Here is a 21,885-nt window from a genome sequence, read left to right as displayed (position 1 = left end):
TCCCGGTCCCGGTCACGGCGTCAGCGGAGCCACCCGGCCGCTCACATGCACCGGTCCCGAATCTCCCGTCCCGCGCAGCTCGAACCGCTCGCCGTCCGCCGCGAAGGCCACCGTTCCCGGCAGCAGGACCGGTGCCCGGAACTGCGCGCGCACCCGGACGGCCTGGGGGGTGCCGTGTGCGGCGAGGCAGCGGGCCACGGTCCACATGCCGTGCGCGATGGCCCGGGGGAAGCCGAAGAGGCGGGCGGTGAGCGGGTGGAGGTGAATGGGGTTGCGGTCGCCCGACGCGGCGCCGTAGCGCCGTCCGACGTCGGCGGCGAGCCGCCACTCGTCGAGGACGGGCAGCGGGCCGGGTTCCGCTCCGAGAGCGGGGAGCGGGTCGGGCTCCGGTTCGCGCGCAGCGGGCGCTGCCTCGGTGCGGTGCCGGGCCAGATACGTGCTCGTCGACTCCCACACGAGCGCGCCGCCGTCCCGCAGCTCCGTGACGACGACCGCCTCGGTCCCGCGCCGGTGCGCGGCCAACCGCTCGACGCGCACGGCGAGTTCGTAGCTGCCGGTGGCGGCGAGGGTGGTGTGGCGGGTGATCTCGATCGACGTGTGGACGAGGCCGAGCAGCGGCAGCGGGAAGCCGCGGCCGCTCATGATCCGCATGGCCAGCGGAAAGCCCAGGACGTGGGGATACGTGAGCGGCAGGGAGTCCTCGCCGGTCGGGAAGCCGCACACCCGCTCGTAGGCGGCCAGCCGGGTCAGGTCCACCCGCAGGCCGGGCAGCACGAGCCGGTCACCGGTGCCGGGGAACGCGACGCCCGGCCGGGGCCGCTTGAACGGCGAGCGCAGCGCGCCGAGGGCGAGCAGCGGACCGAGGGAGGGAGGGCCGGACAGGACGGTCACCGTGCCGGTCACTACGCCCCCAGCAGACTCTGGCCGCACACGCGCACGACCTGACCGTTCACCGAACCGGACGCGGGGTGGGCGAGCCAGGCGGTCGTCTCGGCCACGTCCACGGGCAGGCCCCCCTGCGCGAGGGAGTTCATCCGGCGCCCCGCCTCGCGGATGAACAACGGCACCGCGGCCGTCATCCTCGTCTCGATGAAGCCCGGCGCGACCGCGTTCACCGTGACTCCGTGCTCGGCGAGCGCGCGCGGCGCGAGGGACCGGACCAGACCGGCGACGCCCGCCTTGCTCGCGCCGTAGTTCGTCTGCCCCGCGTTGCCCGCGAGCCCGGCGATGGAGGCGGTGGCCACGATCCGCCCGCCGGTCCGCAGGGCGCCCTTGGCGAGCAGGGCGTCGGTGGTGCGCAGCACGCTCGCCAGATTGACGTCTAGCACCGAACTCCAGCGCTCGGCGGGCATGTTGACCAGCCGCCGGTCTCTCGTGATCCCCGCGTTGTGGATCAGTACGTCCAGCCCGTCGGGCAGCTCGGCGGCGATCCGCTCGCCCGCGTCGGCGGCCGTGATGTCGAGCGTGAGGGCGCTGCCGCCCAGCCGCGCGGCGACCCGGCGGGCGTCCTGCGCGGCCTGCGGCACGTCCAGAACGACGACATGGGCGCCGTACCGGGCCAGCGTCTCCGCGACGGCCTCGCCGATGCCGCGGGCGGCGCCGGTGACGAGCGCGGTGCGCCCGGCGAGGGGGAGATCCCAGTCGACCGGGCCGTCGGACCCCTCGGCGGCCCCCACCCCGATCACCTGGCCGCTGACGTACGCCGACCTGGGGGAGAGCAGGAAGCGCAGGGTGGACTCGGCGGCGGACGCGTCGGTCAGCCGGACGAGGTTGACGGTCCTGCCCCGTCCGATCTCCTTGCCGAGGGACCGTACGAAGCCCTCCAGGGCCTGCTGCACGGCCGCCTGGTGGTGGTCCCGGGCGTCCAGGGGCGCGCCCAGCACGACGACCCGCCCGCTCGCCGCGACCGACCGTACGACCGGGTGCAGGGCCGCGTGGACCTCGGCGAGCGCGTCGACGTCCCGGACGCCGGTCGCGTCCAGGACGACGGCGGCGGGGCCGGTGGGTCCGGTGGCGCGGCCGGTGGGTCCGGTGGTGGTTCCGGCGTCGGACCCGGTGGTGGTTCCGGCGTCGGACCCGGTGGTGGATCCGGCCGTTCCGGTGGCCGTGGGCAGGCCGGTGCGGGCCAGGACCGGCGCGAGGTCGAGCCCGGACGGCCCGCCGGCCGTGAGGTGCAGCAAGTGGCCGTCCAGGGAGGGGCGTTCGGCCGTCCAGCGGGTGAGCGCGGCCGGCTGGGGGAGCCCGAGCCGCGCGGTGAGGAACCGGCCGGGGGCCGTGGCGGTGAAGCTCAGATAGCGGTCGGCCATGATGATCTCCCACGGGCTCGGCGCACACCTCGTACCGGGTGCTTACTCTGAAGTAAGGTTACCGTGGGTAAGTCTAGGTCACGGGTGAGGAGCAGGTCGAGATGAGTACCTCGGAACCGTCACGGGCGAGCCGGCGAGTGAGCCACCTGAAGGTCGCGGAGAGCGGTGCGCCCGTGCCCCGGCCGGAACTGCCGCGGATCCGCCGCGTGGCGATCGTCGGCGGCACCCGCATCCCCTTCGCCCGCAGCGACGGCCCCTACGCCACCGCCTCCAACCAGGAGATGCTGACGGCGGCCGTGAACGGTCTGGCGAACCGCTACGCGCTCGATGTGCCCGGCGTCGTGGGCGAGTTGGTCGCCGGAGCCGTGCTCAAGCACAGCCGCGACTTCAACCTCGCCCGCGAGACCGTCCTCGGCTCGAAGCTCGACGCCCGCACCCCCGCCTACGACATCCAGCAGGCCTGCGGCACCGGCCTCCAGGCCGTGATCGCCGCCGCCAACAAGATCGCCCTCGGCCAGACCGAGTCCGCGATCGCCGGCGGCGCCGACACCGCCAGCGACGCCCCGCTCGGCGTCAACGACCGGCTGCGCCGCATCCTCTTGGAGGCCCGCCGGGCGAAGTCGACCGGCGACCGCGTCAAGGCCCTCGCGCAGATCCGGCCCGCCCACCTGATCCCCGACATCCCGCGCAACGCCGAACCGCGCACCGGTCTCTCCATGGGGGAGCACGCGGCGGTCACCGCCCGCGCCTGGGGCGTCGAGCGCGAGGCGCAGGACGAACTGGCGGCCACCAGCCACCAGCGGCTCGCCGCCGCCTACGAACGCGGCTTCTTCGGCGACCTGGTGGTCCCGTTCCGCGACCTGGCCCGCGACCAGAACCTGCGTCCGGACTCCACGGTCGACAAACTGGCCACGCTGAAGCCGGTGTTCGGCGCCGACGGGCCCGAGCCGACCATGACGGCGGGCAATTCGACGCCGCTGACCGACGGAGCGGCGGTCGTGCTCCTCGCCTCCGAGGAGTGGGCCGAGGCGCGGGGCCTGGAGCCGCTCGCCTACCTGACGGCGTACGAGACGGCGGCCGTGGACTTCGTGCGCGGCGATGTCGCGGGCGGCGAGGACGGGTTGCTGATGGCGCCCGCGTACGCTGTCCCGCGCATGCTGGAGCGGACCGGTCTGGGCATCGAGGACTTCGACCTGTTCGAGATCCACGAGGCCTTCGCCTCCCAGGTGCTGGCGACGCTCGCGGCCTGGGAGAAGCAGGGGCTGGCGCCGGTGGACCGCGACCGTCTGAACGTGGCCGGCTCCTCCCTCGCCACCGGTCACCCCTTCGCGGCGACCGGCGCCCGCATCGTGGCGACCCTGGCCAAGCTGCTCGCCGAACGGGAGGGCCCCGCAAGGGGATTGATCTCGATCTGCGCGGCGGGCGGACAGGGGGTCACCGCGATTCTGGAACGAACGTGAAGATTCCTCATATAACCCCCGAGATTGCACATCCCCAGCCCCGGAACATCCCGGAACACGCACAAGCCCCACACGTGCGCGCCGTACGATCCCCTACCTAACCGGCGGTAACCCCTTTCTTAGGGGGCATCCCGGTTGAACGCCTCGGTACGTGAGGCACGTACGTCATGCAGCAAGCAGTTTCGTCGCTGCACGCCCAGGGAGTCGCCCGTGTCCACCCCGTACCCAGCCGCCGGCTCGGCCTTCGCCGATCCCGACGCTCCCCCCACCCTGGTGGAACCCGAGACACGACGACTGGACGGCGTGGTCCGGGAGGCGGCCGTACCGGCACTCGCCCGCCCGGTGACGTACGGGTCGCTCGCCGACCTGCCCTACGACAACGCGGCCGCCGCCCCCGAGTCGGTGGTGCTCAGCCGCAGGGGCCAGGACGGCGAGTGGACGGACATCACGGCCGAACGCTTCGCCGCCCAGGTCCACGCGGTGGCCAAAGGGCTGATCGCCGAGGGTCTCGTGCCCGGCGACCGGCTCGCCATCATGGCCCGCACCACCTACGAGTGGACGCTGCTCGACTTCGCGGCCTGGGCGGCAGGCCTGGTCACCGTCCCCGTCTACCCGACCTCCTCCGTCTTCCAGACCCGCTGGATCCTCCACGACTCCGGCGCGGTCGCCCTGGTCACCGAGAGCACCGCCCAGGCGGCCGCCCTCGGCCCCGAACTCGACCGGCTGCCCGACCTGCACCACCTGTGGGTGATGGAGAAGGGGCATGTGGACCGGCTGATCGAGGCGGGCGAGCACGTACCGGACGCCGAGGTCGAGATCCGCCGGGGAATGCTCGTCCCCGACACCCTCGCCACCCTCATCTACACCTCCGGCACCACGGGCCGCCCCAAGGGCTGCGCGCTCACCCACGGCAACTTCTTCGCCGAGGTCGACAACGCGATCGAGCTCCTCTACCCGGTCTTCAGAGGCAAGAACGGCGACGACCTCTCCGTCCTCCTCTTCCTCCCCATGTCCCACGTCTTCGGCCGCATGGTCGCCATCGCCTGCGTCCGCGCCCGGGTCCGCCTGGGCCACGCCCCGAGCCTGAAGGCCGACGAACTCCTCCCGGACCTGGCGGCCTTCAGACCCACCTGTCTGCTGGCCATCCCGTACATGCTGGAGAAGATCTTCAACACCGCCCGCGCGAAGGCCGAGGCCGGCGGCAAGCTGTCCTCCTTCGACCGGGCGGCCGGCGTGGCCCGCCGCTACGGCGAGGCGGTCGAGGCGCAGAAGACCGGCACCGGTTCGGGACCCGCGGCCACCCTCCGCGCCGCCCGCACCTTCTACGACCCGCTCGTCTACCGCCGCATCCGCAACGCCATGGGCGGCCGAGTCCGCCACGCCATCTGCGGCGGTTCGCCCCTCGGCCAACGCCTCTCCGCCTTCTACCTCGGCGCGGGCATCGAGATCTACGAGGGCTACGGCCTGACGGAGACGACCGGAGCGTCCACGGTCACCCCGCCGCTCAAGCCCCGCCTGGGCACGGTCGGCTGGCCCCTGCCGGGGACGAAGATCCGCATCGCGGCGGACGGCGAGATCCTGATCGCCGGCGACCACGTCCTGCGGGGCTACTGGGACCCGGCGGCCGGCGGAGTGGTCCCCGCCACGCCCGACGGCTGGCTGCCCACCGGCGACATCGGCGAACTGGACGACGAGGGCTATCTGACGATCACCGGCCGCAAGAAGGAAATGATCATCACGGCGGGCGGCAAGAGCGTGGCCCCCGCGCCCCTGGAGAACTGGCTGCGCTCCCACCCCCTGGTCTCCCAGGCCATGGTCCTCGGCGACGGCCGCCCCTATGTCTCCGTCCTCCTCACCCTCGACCCGGACGGCCTCACCCACTGGCGCCAGATGAACGGCAAGCACCCGGTCCCGGTGGAGCTGCTGATGGACGACCCGGACCTGCACGCCGTGCTCCAGCGAGCGATCGACGAGGCCAACAAGCTGGTCTCCCGCCCCGAGTCGATCCGCCGCTTCGCCATCCTCCCGACCGACTTCTCGGAGCACGCCGGCCACCTCACCCCCTCGATGAAACTCCGCCGTGAGGCGGTCCTCGCGGACTTCGCGGACCAGGTGGAGGAGCTGTACGCGCACTAAAGGGTTCGCGGGAGGGGCCCGAGCCCGGGAGTATGCGGCGGGTGAACGGCATCGAGTTCTTCCACTGTCCCTGGGACGGGCGCCCCGCCGCCCCGGTCTGGGGTGCACGTGTCGACGGTGTCGATCTGCGGGCGCTGACCGCCTGGGCGACGCGGGAGCTGTGGCGGCCGGAGCTGGAGGGGCAGTTCGAGGACCAGGAGCGGGAGTCGGCCGAGCTGATCTGGCGGCAGCACGGCGGGCTGGGCGTCCTCGACTTCACCGAGAACCCGTTTCTGCGTACGGCCGGCCGGACCCCGCTCCTCGGCTGCCCCTGTGGCATCTGGCAGTGCCGGCCCCTCATGGCCCGCGTCGCCATGACGTCCACGACGGTCACCTGGTCCGGTTTCCGCTACCCGGAGCGCGAGGAGTGGGGCGAACTGCCCCTGGGCCCGTTCGTCTTCGAGCGGCAGGCCTACGAGGCGTCGCTGAGCGCCCCGGCGGTGCTGGCGGAGGACCCCCTGGGCCCGGTTCCGGAGTCCTTGGGCTGCGTCCCTTGATCCTTCTCGGTGGCGGCGGCGGCGGACAGCAGCGTCGCACCGGCGAGACTGCCCCAGAGCGCGGCCGTGCCGTGCGGCGCGAGAGCGGTGATGACCGTCGGGGAGACGGCGAGGCCGAAGCCAGAGGAGCACGTCAAACCCTCGATCTGCCCGCGCCGACGGCACTGGGGTCAGACCTGCTGGGGGCGGTGCTGCGCTGAGGCGACTACTTCACGGCTTCACGGCGAGCGCGAGGAACTCCGCCCAGGCGCCGGTGCCGAGGGAGAGACGGGGGCCGTCGGGGTTCTTGGAGTCACGGACGTGGATGGTCCGGGGGCAGACGGCTACTTCGACGCATTCGCCGCCTTCGCCGTCGCTGTACGGCGATTTGTGCCAGGTGTAGGCGACTTCAATGCACTCGCCGCCACCGCCGCTGCTGTAGCTGGACTTGAACCAGTTGAGTTTTTGCCTGCTCACAACTCCCCCAGCTTCTTGTCGATCAACGCCCGGGTTTCCCGGGGCGTGAGAGCCATTGCTCGGATCATTCCATAGCGATCCACGATCTTCCTTACCTCCTCGGCATCGGTGATCAAGTGGGGAAACTCCTGGGATTCCGTGTACGCGACCTGCGGATGCTTCGGAGGGGTCAACAGGTTGAATGCGCTGTCCAAGTTGGGGTGGTGCTCGACGCCGGTCGGCATCACCTGAATCTCCACGTTCCGCAGTCCCGCGATGCGCAGCAGGTGCTTCAACTGGCCTTCCAGGACTTCCCGGCCGCCGATTGGCCGATCCAGGACGACCTCCTCAAGGACGAAGCTGCACATGGGCGGCGGCCATCTGTCGAAGACCAGTTGGCGTGACAGCCGGTCGGCGATGCGCTTCTCGATGGTCTCCTCGTTGAGTAGCGGACGTCGTTGAGAGAACACCGCCCGCGCGTAGTCCGCGGTCTGTAAAAGGCCCGGCACGCCCTGATTGGCGTAGAAGTGCAGCTCCCGCGCCTCCGCCTCCAGCGCCGCGTAACTCCGATACCACTCCGGATGCCGGGTCCGCACCCGGCTCATCGCCTCCCGGACCTCGGGAATCGCTTCCTTGAACAGGCCCCCGGCGTCCAGCAGTTCGTCCGCCTTCTCCAGTAGCTCGGGCCGGATCGTCCGCACGCCCCGCTCCATCGCGGAGATCGCGTCCGGCCCGTACCCCACCAGCTCTCCGAACTCCTTCTGCGTGAGTCCCTTGCGCTCCCGCAGCAGTTTCAGCATCTTGCCCAGGGCCGTGAACAGTCCTGTCGTCCCGTCGGCCTCCGCCGGTGTCTCCGGCCTGCGGTCCTCCGTCACGTACGCCACCACCCTCCCGCCCCCGTGGTCACGGCCGACGACCCGTACGCCTGCCCCACCGCAGCCGTACAACTACCCAGAGTCGCCGAGCCGCTCCTGGTCAGGGTAGGGACAACCGACCACGCTCAGTCAGGTGAACTCCGAAATCTCCACCCAGATCTCCACCCAGGGATCCGCCAAGGGATCCACCCGGGACACCCCTCTCGGTGAACTGACCCTGCGCCTCAGCGCGACACCGCGCGGTGCCCGGCTGGCCCGTCGCCTCACGGGTCACCAGCTCACCGCCTGGGGGCATCCGCACGGCAGCGACGCCAACCACACCGCGCAGCAGGTGGTCGCGGAGCTGGCCGCCAACGCCGTCACGCACGGCCGGGTCCCGGGCCGGGACTTCGAGCTGCGGCTCCGGCTGCTCCCCGAGGACACGCTGCGTGTCGAGGTGAGCGACGCCCGCGCGGACCGGCGACTGCGGATCGTCACGAACCCGGAGGAGGAGGGCGGCCGGGGGCTGATCCTCGTCTGGGTGCTGGCCCGCACGTGGGGTGTCGCGGAGCGGGAGGTCGGCAAGACGGTCTGGGCGGAACTACCGCTCGGCCCTTGACTTCACAAGACCCTCGCGCGACATTCCGGGCTCCGCACCCGAATCCATCCATTCGTTCCCAGCTGGCTGGAGTGGCCATGACCACGAGCGCGGACCCTGTGAGACAAGTCGGCCTTCCGTCCAGGAGGGCCGTGCTCGGCGCCTCCGCATCCGCCGGTGCCGGGCTGGCGCTGGCCGCCGTCGGGCGGGAGGCGGCCGCCGCCGACCTTCCCGTCCTCGGTACCTACGACGTCGTCGTCATCGGCTCCGGCGCCGCCGGGATGACCGCCGCGCTGACGGCCGCGAGGCGCGGGCTCAGCTGTGTCGTGGTCGAGAAGGCGCCGACGTTCGGCGGGTCCGCCGCCCGCTCGGGCGCCGGGATCTGGATCCCCAACAACTCCGTCATCCTGTCCGCCGGGGTCCCGGACACACCCGCCAAGGCGGCCGCCTATCTGGCGGCCGTCGTCGGAGCGGACGTCCCCGCCGACCGCCAGGCCGCCTTCCTGGCGCACGGGCCCGCCATGCTCTCCTTCGTCATGGCCAACAGCCCGCTGCGCTTCCGCTTCATGGACGGGTACAGCGACTACTACCCCGAGTTTCCGGGCGGGCTGTCCGGCGGCCGTTCCGTCGAACCCGACCAACTGGACGGCAACCTCCTCGGAGCCGAACTCGCCCGCCTCAACCCGCCGTACATGGCCGTGCCGACGGGCATGGTCGTGTTCAGCGCGGACTACAAGTGGCTCGCGCTGGCCGCCGTCAGCGTCAAGGGGGCCGCCGTCGCCACCGAGTGCCTGGCGCGCGGGACCAGGGCCGCCCTGCTCGGGCAGAAGCCGCTCACCATGGGACAGTCGCTGGCCGCGGGCCTGCGGGCCGGCCTGCTCGCCGCCGAGGTGCCGGTGTGGCTGAACACCCCGCTCACCGACCTGCACGTCGAGGGGGGAGTGGTGACGGGGGCCGTCGTCACGCGCGACGGCGTGCCCGGACTCCTGCGGGCCCGGCGGGGTGTCGTCGTCGGCTCGGGCGGGTTCGAGCACAACGCGGCGATGCGGGCGCAGTACCAGCGGCAGCCGATCGGGACCGCGTGGACGGTCGGGGCGAAGGAGAACACGGGAGACGGGATACGCGCCGGTCAACGCGCGGGCGGGGCGCTGGCGCTGATGGACGACGCCTGGTGGGGACCCGCGATCCCGCTCCCCGGCGAGCCCTACTTCTGCCTCGCCGAACGCACCCTGCCCGGTGGCCTGCTGGTGAACCGCGCCGGTGCCCGCTTCGTCAACGAGGCCGGTCCCTACAGCGACGTGGTGCACACGATGTACGACCTCGACCCCACCGCCCCCGACATCCCGGCGTGGCTGGTCGTCGACCAGAACTACCGCAACCGGTACCTGTTCAAGGACATCGCCCCGACCTTCGTGCTCCCCGACGACTGGTACACCTCGGGCGCCGCGCGCAAGGCCTGGACCCTCGACGCCCTCGCCGCCTCGATCGGCGTTCCGGCCGCCGCGCTCCGCTCCACCGTCGACCGCTTCAACTCCCTTGCCCTCAGGGGCAGGGACACCGACTTCCAGCGCGGCGACAGCGCCTACGACCACTACTACACGGACCCCTCGGTCCTGCCCAACTCCTGCCTCGCGCCCCTGTGGCTGCCGCCGTACTACGCCTTCCGGATCGTCCCCGGCGACCTCGGCACCAAGGGCGGTCTGCGCACGGACGCCAGGGCCCGCGTGCTGCGCGCCGACGGATCGGCGATCCCCGGCCTGTACGCCGCCGGGAACGCCAGTGCCGCCGTCATGGGGCACAGCTACGCCGGCGCGGGTTCCACGATCGGGCCCGCGATGACCTTCGGCTACATCGCTGCCCTGGACCTCGCCGGGGGACTCTAGGAATGTGACCGGGACTCTGGGAACGTGACCGGGACTCCGGGGATGTGACCGGGACTCTAGGAATGTGACCGGGGACTCTAGGGATGCGAGGGGTGCCGATACGGGGTGAGTGCCTGGGCCAGCCGGTCCACGAACTCGGTGACGAGGTCGAGACGCGGCCCCTCACGGGCGACCCGGAACCCGTGGTGCCGCCCGTGGAAGGCGGCCTGGACGAGGTGGAACTGCGCCCAGCGGCGGGTGCGTTCGCGGTCCAGTCCGGCGGCCTCCGCGAAGCGGTCCAGGATGCGGTGGGCGACCCGGCGCAGGTCCGAGTCGCTTCCCGGGCCGTGCCGCACGACGTGCCCGAAGACCAGCGGCTTGAGCAGGGTGCCGCCGTCGTACGCGGGATCCCCGGCCCACCCCTTGGGATCGACGGCGAGCCACGGCTCACGTTCGGCGCGCAGGATGTTACGGCCGTGCAGATCACCGTGGACGAGCAGCTCGGGCTGACCGCGCCCGAGTTCTCGTACGGTGTCCAGGGCCGCGTCGACCGTACGGGCGGGCAGGGCCCGGTCGAACTCCGCCTGGTCGAGCAGCAGCTGCCGCTTCCATCCGTCGGCCATGTCGCTCAGCCGGGGCAGGCCGTCCGGCGCGGGAACGGCGAGGCGGCGGCTGATCCGCCCGGCGACGAGGGCGACCTCCTCGGTGTCCTCGACCTCGGCGAGGGACGACGTCCGCACCCGCTCCAGCAGCATCGCGAAGCGCGCGTCGTCCCGCTCGTACAGCCGTACGGCACCCGCTCCGCTCCAGGCGGCGAAGGCGTCGGGCTCGTGGACGTTGCCCGGGTGCGGGAAGGACACCTTGATGACGGCGGGGGTCCGGTCGGACCGTCGCAGCACGGGTACGACGATCCCGACGCCGCCGTGCGCGATCTGGCCGTCGGGCGCGCAGTCCCAGCGGTCGAGCAACTCGGCCACCAGCGCGGGGAGTCCCTCGACCCAGCCCGCCCCGCGCTGTCCCTCCCGCTGGACGGTGGTGCTCGCGAAGGCCTGCGGTACCTCGATCATGGCCCCATTGTGCAGGGACCGCCGCCTTTCGATCAGCGGCTCGGGCGGGTGCTTCGGGCGGCGCTCTCGATGTCGGGGTGGAGGGGGAAGATCTGGTCGAGACCGACGATGCGCAGGACGCGCAGGGTGTTGGCCGGAACGGCGGCCAGCGCGATGTCCGCGTCGGCGGCCTGGGCGTGGTGGTGGGCCGCGATCAGCGCGGTGATGCCGCTGGAGTCGCAGAAGTCCATGCCGGCCAGGTCCAGGACGAGGCGCTGGCCCGGCTGGAGGGTCAGCGTGGTGAGCAGGTCACGCAGCTCGCCGGCGTGGGCGTAGTCGAGGTCGCCGAGGACCGCCAGGACGGGACCGGTCGCCGTGTCTCGGGTGGTGATCTTCAGCGGGCTCATCGGGTGCTCTTCGTCGCCGGGACGGGGTCGGGGTCGGGGGCGTGGTCGGAGTCGAGGATGGGGACGGGACCGGGATCGGGGGCGGGGACGCCGAGCGCGAGCAGGGCGGTGTCGTCGTCGAGGCCGTCGCCGAACTCGTCCAGCAGGCCGGTCAGGGCCTGGATGACGGCCTGCGGGGAACGGCCGGCGTGCTCGGCGGCGAAGGCGCGCAGGGCCTCGTCCCCGTACAGCGTGTCCCGGTCCTCGCCGACCCTGGCCTCGGTGAGTCCGTCGGTGTAGAGCAGGAGGGTGTCGCCGGGGGCGAGGACCGTGGTGGCGGCGACGAAGCGCGCGTCGGGCAGGACGCCGACGAGGAGACCGCCCGGCGTGTGCAGGAAGTCGGCCGTGCCGTCGGCACGCAGGGCCAGGGCCGGAGGATGGCCGCCCGAGGCGATGCGGACGGTGACCCGCCCGGTCCCGGGGTCGGGTTCGAGAACCCCGAAGACGGCGGTGCAGTAGCGCGGATCACCGCCGGCGGAGTACCGCTCGTGCAGCACCTTGTTGAGGGTCGACAGGGCCGCGACCGGGTCGCAGTCGTGCAGCGCGGCGGCCCGCAGGGTGTAGCGGGTCAGCGAGGTGACGGCTGCGGCCTGGGGGCCCTTGCCGCACACGTCGCCGAGGAAGAACGCGAAGCGTTTGCCGTCGACCGGGAAGACGTCGTAGAAGTCGCCGCCGAGCCGGTCGGGCGATGCCGTGCAGTAGTGGGCGGCCGTCTCCATCCCGGGCACCTTCGGCAGGGTGGTGGGCAGCAGCGACTGCTGGAGCACCGCGAGGGCCTCCTGCAGCCTGGCCCGGTCGGCCTCCGCCTGCCGGCGCGCCTCTTCGGCCGCCTTCCGGCCGCGCAGGAGTTCCTCCTCGTAGGCGCGGCGGTCCCGGGCGTCGAAGACGGTGGTGCGGATCAGCAGCGGCTCGCCGCCACCGCCGTACTTGACCACGGAGGAGACCAGCACCGGCATCCGGTCGCCGTCGGCGTGCTTCATCTCGAGCGCGATGCCGCCGAGCCGGCCCTGCATGCGCAGCAGCGGTGCGAAATGGGTCTCGTGGTACAGCTTGCCGCCCACGGTCAGCAGGTCGGTGAACCGCATCCGGCCCACCACCGCCTCCCGGTCGAGGCCGAGCCAGTCCAGCAGCGTGGTGTTGATCTTCGCGACGGTGCCGTCCATCAGCATGGACAGGTATCCGCACGGCGCGCTCTCGTACAGGTCCTCGGCGCTGTCCTCCAGCAGCGCGGCGAACGCCGCGTTCGAGGTCTTCCCGTTGTCGGCATCGATACCGGCACCGGCACCGGGGTCGGTACCGGTATCGGTAGCGGGGTCGGAATCGGGATGTGTATGGGGATGTTGATCGGCCGGGTCGGTCTGCCGGCCGGTCCGGCACATCACCGCAGCCCGGCCAGGAAGCCGGTGATCGCCTCGTTGGTGGCCTCGGGCGCGGACAGGTGCGGGCAGTGTCCGATGGCGTCCAGGGTGATCAGCGTCGAGCCGGGGATCGCCCGGTGGACGAAGGCGCCGACCTCCCGGGGCGCTATGGCGTCCTGGGTGCACTCCAGCACCAGCGTCGGCACCCGCACGCTCTTCAGGTCGGCCCGCGAGTCCGACAGGAACGTGGTCCGGGCGAAGACCCGCGCCATGTCCGGGTCGGTGGCGCAGAAGCTGTTCTTCAGCTCCTCACCGAGCTCGGGCCGCTCCGGGTTCCCCATGATCACCGGGGCCATCGCCGCCGACCAGCCCAGATAGTTCGACTCCAGTGACGTCAGCAGCTCGTCGATGTCCGGCGCGCTGAACCCGCCGCGGTAGTCCCCGTCGTCGATGTAACGCGGCGACGGGGCGACCATCACCAGCGCCCCGATGCGCTCCGGAGCCATGTCGGCGGCCAGCACGCCGATCATCGCGCTGACCGAGTGCCCCACGAACACCGCGTCGCGCAGATCGAGCGTCTCGCACACCTCCACCACGTCCCGCGCGTAACCGTCGAGGGAGGAGTAGCGGGTCTCCGAGAACGCGGACAGATCCGAGCGGCCCGCCCCGACGTAGTCGAACATCACCACCCGGTACTTCTCGGCCAGAGCGGGCACGGTGAGCCGCCACATGTTCTGATCGCAGCCGAATCCGTGCGCCAGAACCACCGTCGGCCCCTGCGGGTCGCCGGTGACCGTGACGTTGTTCCTGCGATCGATGTCCATACCCACCAGTTTCCCAAACCTCGCCGACCCCTCCCGTACCCGGTTTGTGTCACCCCATACCCAAAGCTCAGGAGCCCGGCGCGGCCGCCCTGCGGGCGATCAGGAAGGCATGCGGGGTCGACTCGCCGAGGACCGGCTCCCGCACCGTGCGCCACAGCATCGTGAAACCGGCCGCCGTCAGCAGCCCGGCCATCCGCTCCGGGCGGATTCACGCCACACCCATCGCCCGCGGCACCCCCGGTTCACGGCCGGAGGGCAAAGGCAGGAGCCCCGTGCCGACCGGCACAGGGCTCCTTGGGTACTGCTCTCAGACTTGCGATCTCAGGGTTCCGAAGATCAGACGGGGGTGACGTTCTCCGCCTGGGGACCCTTCGGGCCCTGCGTCACGTCGAAGGAGACCTGCTGGTTCTCCTCGAGCGAGCGGAAACCCTGCGCGTTGATCGCGGAGTAGTGGACGAAGACGTCGGGGCCGCCGCCTTCTTGGGCGATGAAGCCAAAGCCCTTTTCGGCGTTGAACCACTTCACGGTTCCGGTAGCCATAAGCCCTCCTTGGGCCCAAAGGGTTGCCCTGCTCCAGAACCCTGCAAGCGTGAAAGCAAGTGCCGCACAACTGCATACGTCTGAAAACGACGAGAGCCCGCGGTTACATGCTCCGCAGGCTCTGTACTGCAAGGGAAACCAAACTGCAACTTGCGGCGAGCCTAGCATGCAGGCAGCCGAAAGCAATAGAGGTCAAGATCACGTCACCCGGATGTTTGAACATGGCCGGAAGGGCTTGACCGAGGGGGTGGAGTGCCCACGGTATCCGATGGGGTCTAGCCTCGCGATGTGGACAATTCTCGCACCCGGCCGCGCGTCGGCCACATCCAGTTCCTCAACTGCCTGCCCCTCTACTGGGGGCTCGCGAGAACCGGCACCCTCCTCGACTTCGAGCTGACGAAGGACACCCCGGAGAAGCTCAGCGAGCGACTGGTGTCGGGTGACCTCGACATCGGGCCCATCACCCTCGTCGAGTTCCTCAAGAACGCCGACGACCTGGTCGCCTTCCCCGACATCGCCGTCGGCTGCGACGGCCCGGTGATGTCCTGCGTGATCGTCTCCCAGGTCCCGCTGGAGGAGCTGGACGGCGCCAGGGTGGCCCTCGGCTCGACCTCCCGCACCTCCGTGCGCCTCGCCCAGCTGCTGCTGGCGGACCGTTTCGGCGTCCGGCCGGACTACTACACCTGCCCGCCCGACCTCAGCCTGATGATGCAGGACGCCGAGGCGGCCGTACTCATCGGAGACGCGGCGCTGCGGGCCAACCTGCTGGACGGACCGAAGTTCGGCCTGGAGGTGCACGACCTCGGGGCGCTCTGGAAGGAGTGGACCGGCCTGCCGTTCGTCTTCGCGGTGTGGGCGGCCCGCCGGGAGTACCTGGAGCGCGAGCCGGTCATCACCCGTCAGGTCCACGAGGCCTTCATCGAGTCCCGCAACCTCTCCCTCGACGAGGTCGGCAAGGTCGCCGAGCAGGCGGCCCGCTGGGAGGAGTTCGACGAGCGGGTGCTCGAGCAGTACTTCACCACCCTCGACTTCCGCTTCGGCGCGCCCCAGCTGGAGGCCGTGACCGAGTTCGCCCGCCGGGTCGGCCCGACGACGGGCTTCCCGGCGGACGTGAAGGTCGAGCTGCTCCGGCCGTAGCCGCGGCACTACGCTGCTGCCCAGTCCTACGGGGCCCCGCGGGGGCGCCTTTCGGGGGAGAGGTGGACGTCCTATGCAGCCGCTCGGAGCCGACGAACCCACGACCGTGGGCCCCTACCGGCTGCTCGGCCGCCTCGGCGCCGGCGGGATGGGCCGCGTCTATCTCGGCCGCAGCGCCGGCGGCCGCACGGTCGCGGTGAAGATCGTGCACCCGCACCTCGCGCTCGACGAGGAGTTCCGCGCCCGCTTCCGGCGCGAGGTCGATTCCGCGCGGCGGGTCGGCGGCGCGTGGACCGCGCCGGTCCTGGACGCCGACCCGGAGGCGACGGTGCCGTGGGTCGCCACGGGCTACGCGGCCGGTCCGTCCCTGGCCGCGGCGGTCAGCTCCGGCGGCGGACCGCTGCCCGAGCACTCCGTACGGGTGCTGGGCGCGGGCCTGGCGGAGGCGCTGGGGGCCGTGCACCGACTGGGCCTGGTGCACCGGGACGTGAAGCCGTCCAACGTCCTGCTGACGGTGGACGGCCCGCTGCTCATCGACTTCGGCATCGCGCGGGCCACCGACGGCACGGCGTCGCTCACCTCGACCGGCGTCTCGGTCGGCTCGCCCGGCTACATGGCCCCCGAGCAGATCCTCGGCAAGGTCGCCTCCGGCGCGGCCGACGTCTTCTCCCTCGGCGCGGTGCTGGCGTACGCGGCGACCGGGCAGCCCCCGTTCCCCGGCGACTCGTCGGCCGCCCTCCTCTACAAGGTCGTCCACGAACAGCCCGAGCTGGGCGAGCCGGACAGCGGGCTGCGGGGCGAACTCCGGGCGGTGGTCGAGGCCTGTCTGTCCAAGGACCCGACCGCCCGCCCGGCCCCCGCCGAGGTGGCCAGGCGGCTCGCCCCCGAGGGCGCGGCCCGGCTGGTGGCGGGCGGATGGCTGCCGGGTGCGCTGGTGGAGCAACTGGGGCGCAGCGCCGTACAGCTGCTGAACCTGGAGGGGACGGGGGCCGGGGTGGAACCCGTCGCGTCCGGGCCGGTGGGGTTCAGCAGTCCGGCGGTGACCTCGGGGAAGCAGGCCGTGTCGTTGGGCGAGTTCGGGCCGCCGCCGGTGATGGGCGGGGGCGCCGTCACCCCGGCCGACCAGCCGCGTCCCGTCCCCGAGCCGAGGGACGCCGAACCGGCGGCCACCGGCGCGGACCGGCCGGGCAAGGTCTCCGTCACCGTCGCCGCCACCGCGACTCCGGGGGAGGGCGGGCGCGGCCGACGGCTGAGCTGCACCGTCGCGCTGGCGGTCGCGGGGGCGATGGCGGCGGTCACGGTCGGCTCGGTGTTCCTGTTCCACATGCTCCCGGGCGACGACGAACACAACGACGCCTCCGGCAGCGACGCCTACTCCTCGGCGCCGGCCAGCGGTTCGAGTTCCGGCCCGGCCGCCTCGCAGGCGCCCACCGCGCTCCCGGCCCGCTATGTCGGCACCTGGGAGGGCGAGGGCAGCGGCCTCGGCGGAACGCTCCCGATGGGCACCTTCCGGGTGACGGTCCGGCAGGCCGACGTGGGCGACAAGTTGGGGGAGCTGCGGCAGACCGATGTGCTCGGTGGTGTCTGTCTCGACGTCCTGACGCTGAAACAGGTGACGGCGAAGGAGATCGTCGCCACCTCGGTCGGGTCCGAGAGCAACCACAGCGGCTGCAATCCCGAGGCCCACACGATCCGCCTCACCCCGACCGGCGACGACCTGACGTACTCCTCGGACAGCGCGGCGGAGGGCAATCCGGTGGCCCGCATGTCGAAGGTCGCACAGTGAACCGTTTCGGCCGCACAGCGAACCGGTTCCGGGTCCGGTCCCGCTCCCGGGCCGGTGGCGTCCGGTTCTCGTCCCCTGGCGGGAGCAGGGCTGCGCGCTCTTCATGAGGCCGCCTCGGGGTCCCTAGGATCTCTGCCGATGACCACACCTCCCGGCGACCTGGCGCTGATCACCGTCGCCGCCCTCTGGGGCGCCGTCGCGGGTGCGCTGCTGCCACGGGCCGTCCACCGCTTCTCCGTACCGTGGGAGGAGCGGGACGGCGGCTGGCGGGCGACCTGCCCGGGCGGGCACCCGATCCGGGGGTGGCTCGGGCGGGCGAGGTGCGGGCGGTGTGCCGCCGCCTACGGGTCCGGTGCCGTCGGTCTTCCCCTGCTCACCGCTGTCGTGTGTGCCGCGCTCGCCGCCGCGACCGGTCTGCGGCCCGAACTCGTCGTCTGGCTGCTGCTCGCGCCGGTCGGGGTGCTGCTGGCCGCCGTCGATCTGCGGGTGCGCCGGCTGCCCGATCCGCTCACTCTTCCGCTCGCGGCCGCAGCCCTCGCCCTGCTGGGCCCGGCCGCCCTGCTGCCCGAGCACGCAGGCGACTGGACGACGGCCCTGCTGGGCGCGCTCGCCCTCGGGGCCGGATATCTCGTGCTGCATCTCGTCAACCCGGGCGGCATGGCGTACGGCGACGTGAAGTTGGCGCTGTCGGTGGGTGCCGTCCTCGGCTGGTACGGCTGGGCGACGGTCATGCTGGGCACGTTCGCCGCGTTCCTGCTCGGGGCGCTGTACGGCGGTGCCCTGGCCGTCGTGGGACGGGCCGGCCGCAAGACGCTGATCGCCTTCGGGCCGTTCATGCTCGCCGGGGCTTTCGCCGGGCTGCTGATCGGTGCGTACGCGGCCTGACGTCCGGGTGCCGGGACCGCTGGCGTAGGCTGGTTCGGTCCGTCCACAACCCTTGACGAAAGGGACGCTCCGGTGCCCGAGAAGGCCGACCTCCAGTCCGTGCTCGACCGTGCAGCGGACGGCGGGCGGATCACCCCGGAAGAGGCCCTCGACCTCTACCGTGACGCCCCCCTGCACGCGCTCGGCGCCGCCGCCGACGCCGTACGCCGCCGGATGTACGCGGGCACCGAGCACATCGCCACGTACATCATCGAGCGGAACATCAACTACACGAACGTGTGCGTCACGGCGTGCAAGTTCTGCGCCTTCTACGCGGCCCCCAAGGACACCGCCAAGGGCTGGACGCGCGACCTCGACGACATCCTGCGGCGGTGCGCCGAGACCGTCGAGCTCGGCGGCACGCAGATCATGTTCCAGGGCGGGCACCACCCGGACTTCGGGGTGGAGTACTACGAGAAGCACTTCGCGGCCATCAAGGAGGCGTTCCCGCAGCTGGTGATCCACTCGCTGGGAGCGTCCGAGGTCGAGCACATGGCGCGGATCTCGAAGGTGTCGGTCGAGGAGGCCATCACCCGTATCCACGCCGCCGGCCTCGACTCCTTCGCCGGCGCCGGCGCCGAGCTGCTCCCCGCCCGTCCCCGCAAGGCGATCGCCCCGCTCAAGGAGTCCGGCGAGCGCTGGCTGGAGATCATGGAGACCGCGCACGGGCTGGGCGTCGAGTCGACGTCCACCATGCTGATGGGCACCGGCGAGACCAACGCCGAGCGCATCGAGCACCTGCGGATGATCCGTGACGTGCAGGACCGGACGGGCGGCTTCCGGGCCTTCATCCCGTACACGTACCAGCCCGAGAACAACCACCTGAAGGGCCGCACCCAGACGACCCTCTTCGAGTACCTGCGGATGATCGCGATCGCCCGGTTGTTCTTCGACAACGTCCGGCACATCCAGGGCTCGTGGCTGACGACGGGCAAGGAGGTCGGCCAACTCTCCCTGCACTACGGCGCGGACGACCTCGGCTCGATCATGCTGGAGGAGAACGTCGTCTCCTCGGCCGGCGCCAAGCACCGCTCCAACCGCCTCGAGATCATCGACCTGATCCGGAAGGCGGGCCGCGTCCCGGCCCAGCGCGCGACGACCTACGAGCACCTCCTGGTGCACGACGACCCGGCGAACGACCCGGTGGACGAGCGGGTCATGTCCCACATCTCGTCGACCGCGATCGCCGGCGGTACCGCGCACCCCGAACTGAAGCTCCTCGCTTCCAACTAGGTCCCTCTTGCTGACGATTCACGCCGACTCCAGGGGCCGGGCGCTCGCCGTCGAAGGCGCCCTGATCGCCGAGGCCGGTCCGCTGGAGCGGCTCGTCGCCGCGTATCCGTCGGCGCGGGTGCGCCGGTGGCCCGGCATCCTGACGCCCGGTCTCGTCAACCCGCACGGCACGGAGTTGCTTGAGGGGGCCTACCACCCCGACCCGCGCGAGGCCGACGAGCTGGGCACCGAGCCGCTGACCGGGGACGCGCTCACGGCACTGGCGCCGGACGACGCCCGCTGGGGCGCGAGCGCCCGGCGCGGGGTGCAGCGCATGCTGGCCCACGGCACGGTCGCGGTGGCCTGCGAGGGACTGCGCCGGCGCGCCGTGCGGGACGCCGTGGCCCGCTCCGGCCTGGCGGTCGTGGGCCGGCCCGCGCCGCGCCCCGGCGGGGTGCCCTCGCTGGATCCGTACGCCTGCGGCCTGCCGGTGGAGTTCGCCCCGCCCCGGGAACGCGGCTCCGCCGCCCGTTTCGCGGTCTTCGACGTGCCCGACGAGGCGGCCCTGTCGACCCGTGGCGCGGGAACCTGCGTCGCCACGGTGATCGAGGGCCGCCTGCTGTACCGACGGCGCTGACCTGGGGCCCCGGTTCGCTCAGCCCGTGAACGCCTCCGCGAACGCTCCCGCACTCTGCTCGACCCCGCTGCAGTTGGTCAACGCGTCATCCGTGGCGGAGCCCTCCTCGCACTGCTGGTCGCGGAACGTCGACCACATGGACACCCAGGAGATGCCCTTCTCCTCGGCGAACGTCCGCACCTGTGCCGCGTCCGCGAGCGAGAACGTCTCGTTGTCGACGTCGTTGGTGCCGATCATCGAGGTGAGCGCCATCCCCTTCCAGGCGGCGGCGTCCGTCGTCCCGAACACCTTCTTGAGCTGCGCCTGCGCGGCCGTTGCCGAGGTGAGCGCGTACCCGCCCATGTCGCCGGCGTACGACTCGCCGTAGTTCATCGTCATGAGGTTGACGGTGGAGACCTGGACGTCGTACTTGTTCGCGGACGCCAGCAGCGCCAGGCTGTCGGCGTCCAGCCCGGAGGGCATGACCGGGAGGGTGAAGGACACTTCGAGGTCCGGGCGCTCCTCCTGGAGGGCGGCGATCGCCCGGGAGCGCAGGGCGACCGAGTCGGAGTCGGTCAGTTCGTCGCCCTCGATGTCGAAGTCGGCCTGGGCGGAGCCGGCCGCGTCGAGCGCCTCGCCGTACGCCTCCGCGAGTTCGGACACGCTGTCACAGGTGGCCGCCAACTCCTTGCCGGAGGCGCCGCCGAAGGACACGCGTGCCGTGGCGCCCGACTCGGTCAGCGCCGAGATACGGGACTTCACGGCGGAGTCGTCGATGGCGTTCGTACCGTTCCATTTCGGTGTACAGCCGCTGCCGCTCGAGATGACGAACGCCAGGTTGTACGACGTCGGCGAGCCGGCCGAGTCGTTGTCATCGGCCTCCACCGCGCTCACGTAGGGCGCGTAGGAGGTGCCGGTACTCGATGATGTGGCGCTGGGCGATGGTGAGGGACTGTTCGCCTGTTCGCTCTCCGCGGGTGGTGCCGCGTCCGACGTGCTGTCGGACCCCGCGGAGCATCCTGTAACGGCCAGGGCAAACAGGCAGGTGACCCCGGCCATCGGCATCAGGAAACTCCTCATTGCGTATGCACCCGCTCTCGTGATTTCTGTCTCAGCATGGAAACAAAGCGCGTTTCCCAAATGGAAATGTCTCACAAGTGGGCGGATCGCGCGGGAACAGTGGACACACAGACAGTTCATGGAGATAACCGCGCAAAAGGTGATATCCATCCGCCCAAAAGGGATAATCAACCCTCCCATGGCGGGCAGGTGCCGCGCAGGGGATTTGGGGATCTCTCAGGGAAGAGACAGGTTCACCTGTTTCTCATGGGTCTCTCACAAGCGGCGCAGAGTTTGTGCCACATAAAGGCTCTCTAATATCCGTGGAATGCAATCCGAGCCTGCCATCGAAAGCCGTGCCGCTGCTCGCGGCAGCCGTCGCAGCCGCAAACGTGACGACGCCTCCGCCGAGGGGCCCGTGTTCGTTGACAACTCCGGGCGCAGGTCCAGGCTGCTGCGCCGGATCGGCCTCCTCATGGGGGTCGGCTGTCTTGTGTACGCCGTCGTCCTCGGCGCCGCCTTCATGGGCTGGGGCACCTCCCTGGCCCCGTCCTCCCTGCTGCCGTTCGGCAACGGAGGCCCGCGCGGCTCCCAGAACTCCGGCCCCGGCGGCGTCCAGCCGCAGGGCGGTATCGGCACCCCGCCCTCGATGCCCACCGGCACTCCGCCCACGGGCGTCGCCACCGGCGAGCCGCCGAGCTCCGCCCCGACCGCGACCGCCTCCGCGGCCGCCAACTGACCGGAGTTCAG

Annotated in this window: 22 protein-coding genes and 1 pseudogene; 11 read left to right on the top strand and 12 right to left on the bottom strand. The window is 71.7% G+C overall.

Annotation, left to right across the window (positions count from 1 at the left end; translation table 11 throughout):
* Positions 1-12: 12 nt before the first annotated feature.
* Both QQM72_RS27190 and QQM72_RS27185 read right to left on the bottom strand, forming a co-directional pair.
* Entirely contained in the window at positions 13-903 is an 891-nt protein-coding gene (locus QQM72_RS27190; protein WP_314223467.1) for a MaoC/PaaZ C-terminal domain-containing protein, read from the bottom strand.
* Entirely contained in the window at positions 903-2,306 is a 1,404-nt protein-coding gene (locus QQM72_RS27185) for a 3-oxoacyl-ACP reductase (RefSeq protein ID WP_314223466.1), read from the bottom strand. Before QQM72_RS27185 ends, QQM72_RS27190 begins: the two co-directional genes overlap by 1 nt.
* A 101-nt stretch (positions 2,307-2,407) precedes the next feature.
* Here QQM72_RS27185 and QQM72_RS27180 point away from each other — a divergent pair, with 101 nt between their 5' ends.
* The 3 genes from QQM72_RS27180 to QQM72_RS27170 all read left to right on the top strand — a co-directional run bounded on the left by QQM72_RS27180 (position 2,408) and on the right by QQM72_RS27170 (position 6,438).
* Positions 2,408-3,766 (top strand): acetyl-CoA C-acetyltransferase, encoded by a 1,359-nt coding sequence (locus QQM72_RS27180; RefSeq protein WP_314223465.1) that lies wholly within the window; start codon positions 2,408-2,410, stop codon positions 3,764-3,766.
* A gap of 210 nt (positions 3,767-3,976) precedes the next feature.
* Positions 3,977-5,902: an AMP-dependent synthetase/ligase gene (locus tag QQM72_RS27175; protein ID WP_314223464.1), complete on the top strand. Its 1,926-nt coding sequence runs from the start codon at positions 3,977-3,979 to the stop codon at positions 5,900-5,902.
* A 41-nt stretch (positions 5,903-5,943) separates the two neighbouring features.
* Positions 5,944-6,438 (top strand): hypothetical protein, encoded by a 495-nt coding sequence (locus QQM72_RS27170; protein WP_314223463.1) that lies wholly within the window; start codon positions 5,944-5,946, stop codon positions 6,436-6,438.
* Here the strand turns inward: QQM72_RS27170 and QQM72_RS27165 are convergent.
* From QQM72_RS27165 to QQM72_RS27155, 3 genes and pseudogenes are all read right to left on the bottom strand, one after another.
* Positions 6,354-6,566: pseudogene (locus tag QQM72_RS27165) on the bottom strand (MFS transporter); the annotation flags it as partial. The gene QQM72_RS27170 and the pseudogene QQM72_RS27165 sit on opposite strands and share 85 nt — an antisense overlap.
* An 82-nt stretch (positions 6,567-6,648) precedes the next feature.
* Complete coding sequence (locus tag QQM72_RS27160) at positions 6,649-6,894, bottom strand: DUF397 domain-containing protein (protein WP_314223462.1); 246 nt, start codon at positions 6,892-6,894, stop codon at positions 6,649-6,651.
* Positions 6,891-7,757: a Scr1 family TA system antitoxin-like transcriptional regulator gene (locus tag QQM72_RS27155; RefSeq protein WP_399078775.1), complete on the bottom strand. Its 867-nt coding sequence runs from the start codon at positions 7,755-7,757 to the stop codon at positions 6,891-6,893. Before QQM72_RS27155 ends, QQM72_RS27160 begins: the two co-directional genes overlap by 4 nt.
* Before the next feature lie 136 nt (positions 7,758-7,893).
* Between QQM72_RS27155 and QQM72_RS27150 the strand changes: the two genes are divergently transcribed.
* Complete coding sequence (locus QQM72_RS27150) at positions 7,894-8,346, top strand: ATP-binding protein (RefSeq protein ID WP_399078812.1); 453 nt, start codon at positions 7,894-7,896, stop codon at positions 8,344-8,346.
* Positions 8,347-8,423: 77 nt separating this feature from the next.
* Positions 8,424-10,208 (top strand): 3-oxosteroid 1-dehydrogenase, encoded by a 1,785-nt coding sequence (gene kstD / locus QQM72_RS27145; RefSeq protein ID WP_314223460.1) that lies wholly within the window; start codon positions 8,424-8,426, stop codon positions 10,206-10,208.
* Between the two features lie 77 nt (positions 10,209-10,285).
* Here kstD and QQM72_RS27140 read toward each other — a convergent pair whose 3' ends face one another.
* The 6 genes from QQM72_RS27140 to QQM72_RS27115 form a co-directional block, all read right to left on the bottom strand.
* Entirely contained in the window at positions 10,286-11,254 is a 969-nt protein-coding gene (locus tag QQM72_RS27140) for an aminoglycoside phosphotransferase family protein (protein ID WP_314223459.1), read from the bottom strand.
* 32 nt (positions 11,255-11,286) lie between these two features.
* The gene (locus QQM72_RS27135) at positions 11,287-11,640 is read right to left on the bottom strand and encodes an STAS domain-containing protein (protein WP_314223458.1); all 354 of its coding nucleotides are present in this window, start codon (positions 11,638-11,640) and stop codon (positions 11,287-11,289) included.
* A complete protein-coding gene (locus QQM72_RS27130; protein ID WP_314223457.1) occupies positions 11,637-13,058 on the bottom strand; it encodes a PP2C family protein-serine/threonine phosphatase in 1,422 nt (473 codons plus the stop codon). The genes QQM72_RS27135 and QQM72_RS27130 overlap by 4 nt, the downstream gene beginning before the upstream one ends.
* Entirely contained in the window at positions 13,058-13,861 is an 804-nt protein-coding gene (locus tag QQM72_RS27125) for an alpha/beta fold hydrolase (RefSeq protein WP_314223456.1), read from the bottom strand. The genes QQM72_RS27130 and QQM72_RS27125 overlap by 1 nt, the downstream gene beginning before the upstream one ends.
* Positions 13,862-13,928: 67 nt before the next feature.
* On the bottom strand, positions 13,929-14,054 hold the full coding sequence (locus tag QQM72_RS27120) for a hypothetical protein (RefSeq protein WP_314223455.1): 126 nt from the start codon (positions 14,052-14,054) through the stop codon (positions 13,929-13,931).
* 143 nt (positions 14,055-14,197) lie between these two features.
* Entirely contained in the window at positions 14,198-14,401 is a 204-nt protein-coding gene (locus QQM72_RS27115) for a cold-shock protein (protein WP_003974443.1), read from the bottom strand.
* Between the two features lie 288 nt (positions 14,402-14,689).
* On the opposite strand from QQM72_RS27115, the gene QQM72_RS27110 reads away from it, so the two are divergent.
* From QQM72_RS27110 to QQM72_RS27090, 5 genes are all read left to right on the top strand, one after another.
* A complete protein-coding gene (locus QQM72_RS27110; protein WP_020130123.1) occupies positions 14,690-15,538 on the top strand; it encodes a menaquinone biosynthetic enzyme MqnA/MqnD family protein in 849 nt (282 codons plus the stop codon).
* Positions 15,539-15,611: 73 nt separating this feature from the next.
* Complete coding sequence (locus tag QQM72_RS27105) at positions 15,612-17,324, top strand: serine/threonine-protein kinase (protein WP_314223453.1); 1,713 nt, start codon at positions 15,612-15,614, stop codon at positions 17,322-17,324.
* Positions 17,325-17,462: 138 nt separating this feature from the next.
* Positions 17,463-18,209: an A24 family peptidase gene (locus tag QQM72_RS27100; protein WP_314223452.1), complete on the top strand. Its 747-nt coding sequence runs from the start codon at positions 17,463-17,465 to the stop codon at positions 18,207-18,209.
* A 72-nt stretch (positions 18,210-18,281) separates the two neighbouring features.
* Positions 18,282-19,481 carry a cyclic dehypoxanthinyl futalosine synthase gene (mqnC, locus tag QQM72_RS27095; protein WP_020130127.1) on the top strand — a complete coding sequence of 400 codons (1,200 nt, stop codon included), beginning with the start codon at positions 18,282-18,284 and terminating at the stop codon, positions 19,479-19,481.
* Positions 19,482-19,488: 7 nt separating this feature from the next.
* Complete coding sequence (locus QQM72_RS27090; RefSeq protein ID WP_314223451.1) at positions 19,489-20,097, top strand: hypothetical protein; 609 nt, start codon at positions 19,489-19,491, stop codon at positions 20,095-20,097.
* 18 nt (positions 20,098-20,115) lie between these two features.
* On the opposite strand, the gene QQM72_RS27085 is transcribed toward QQM72_RS27090, so the two are convergent.
* On the bottom strand, positions 20,116-21,156 hold the full coding sequence (locus tag QQM72_RS27085) for a chitinase (RefSeq protein WP_314223450.1): 1,041 nt from the start codon (positions 21,154-21,156) through the stop codon (positions 20,116-20,118).
* Positions 21,157-21,463: 307 nt separating this feature from the next.
* On the opposite strand from QQM72_RS27085, the gene QQM72_RS27080 reads away from it, so the two are divergent.
* A complete protein-coding gene (locus tag QQM72_RS27080) occupies positions 21,464-21,874 on the top strand; it encodes a hypothetical protein (RefSeq protein WP_314223449.1) in 411 nt (136 codons plus the stop codon).
* Positions 21,875-21,885 lie beyond the last annotated feature (11 nt).

Origin of the sequence: Streptomyces zaehneri (assembly GCF_032248645.1) — a bacterium.
In the GTDB taxonomy this organism is placed as follows: Bacteria; Actinomycetota; Actinomycetes; order Streptomycetales; family Streptomycetaceae; genus Streptomyces; species Streptomyces coriariae.
This window is presented reverse-complemented; position numbering and strand designations above follow the sequence as displayed.

What these genes read in the sequence shown, in the direction of transcription:
- QQM72_RS27185 (WP_314223466.1), bottom strand. Translation starts at nt 2,306, where the DNA reads ATGGCCGACCGCTATCTGAGCTTCACCGCCACGGCCCCCGGCCGGTTC.
- QQM72_RS27180 (WP_314223465.1), top strand. Translation starts at nt 2,408, where the DNA reads ATGAGTACCTCGGAACCGTCACGGGCGAGCCGGCGAGTGAGCCACCTG.
- kstD (WP_314223460.1), top strand. Translation starts at nt 8,424, where the DNA reads ATGACCACGAGCGCGGACCCTGTGAGACAAGTCGGCCTTCCGTCCAGG.
- QQM72_RS27140 (WP_314223459.1), bottom strand. Translation starts at nt 11,254, where the DNA reads ATGATCGAGGTACCGCAGGCCTTCGCGAGCACCACCGTCCAGCGGGAG.
- QQM72_RS27135 (WP_314223458.1), bottom strand. Translation starts at nt 11,640, where the DNA reads ATGAGCCCGCTGAAGATCACCACCCGAGACACGGCGACCGGTCCCGTC.
- QQM72_RS27130 (WP_314223457.1), bottom strand. Translation starts at nt 13,058, where the DNA reads ATGTGCCGGACCGGCCGGCAGACCGACCCGGCCGATCAACATCCCCAT.
- QQM72_RS27125 (WP_314223456.1), bottom strand. Translation starts at nt 13,861, where the DNA reads ATGGACATCGATCGCAGGAACAACGTCACGGTCACCGGCGACCCGCAG.
- QQM72_RS27120 (WP_314223455.1), bottom strand. Translation starts at nt 14,054, where the DNA reads ATGGCCGGGCTGCTGACGGCGGCCGGTTTCACGATGCTGTGGCGCACG.
- QQM72_RS27115 (WP_003974443.1), bottom strand. Translation starts at nt 14,401, where the DNA reads ATGGCTACCGGAACCGTGAAGTGGTTCAACGCCGAAAAGGGCTTTGGC.
- QQM72_RS27105 (WP_314223453.1), top strand. Translation starts at nt 15,612, where the DNA reads ATGCAGCCGCTCGGAGCCGACGAACCCACGACCGTGGGCCCCTACCGG.
- QQM72_RS27100 (WP_314223452.1), top strand. Translation starts at nt 17,463, where the DNA reads ATGACCACACCTCCCGGCGACCTGGCGCTGATCACCGTCGCCGCCCTC.
- QQM72_RS27085 (WP_314223450.1), bottom strand. Translation starts at nt 21,156, where the DNA reads ATGAGGAGTTTCCTGATGCCGATGGCCGGGGTCACCTGCCTGTTTGCC.
- QQM72_RS27080 (WP_314223449.1), top strand. Translation starts at nt 21,464, where the DNA reads ATGCAATCCGAGCCTGCCATCGAAAGCCGTGCCGCTGCTCGCGGCAGC.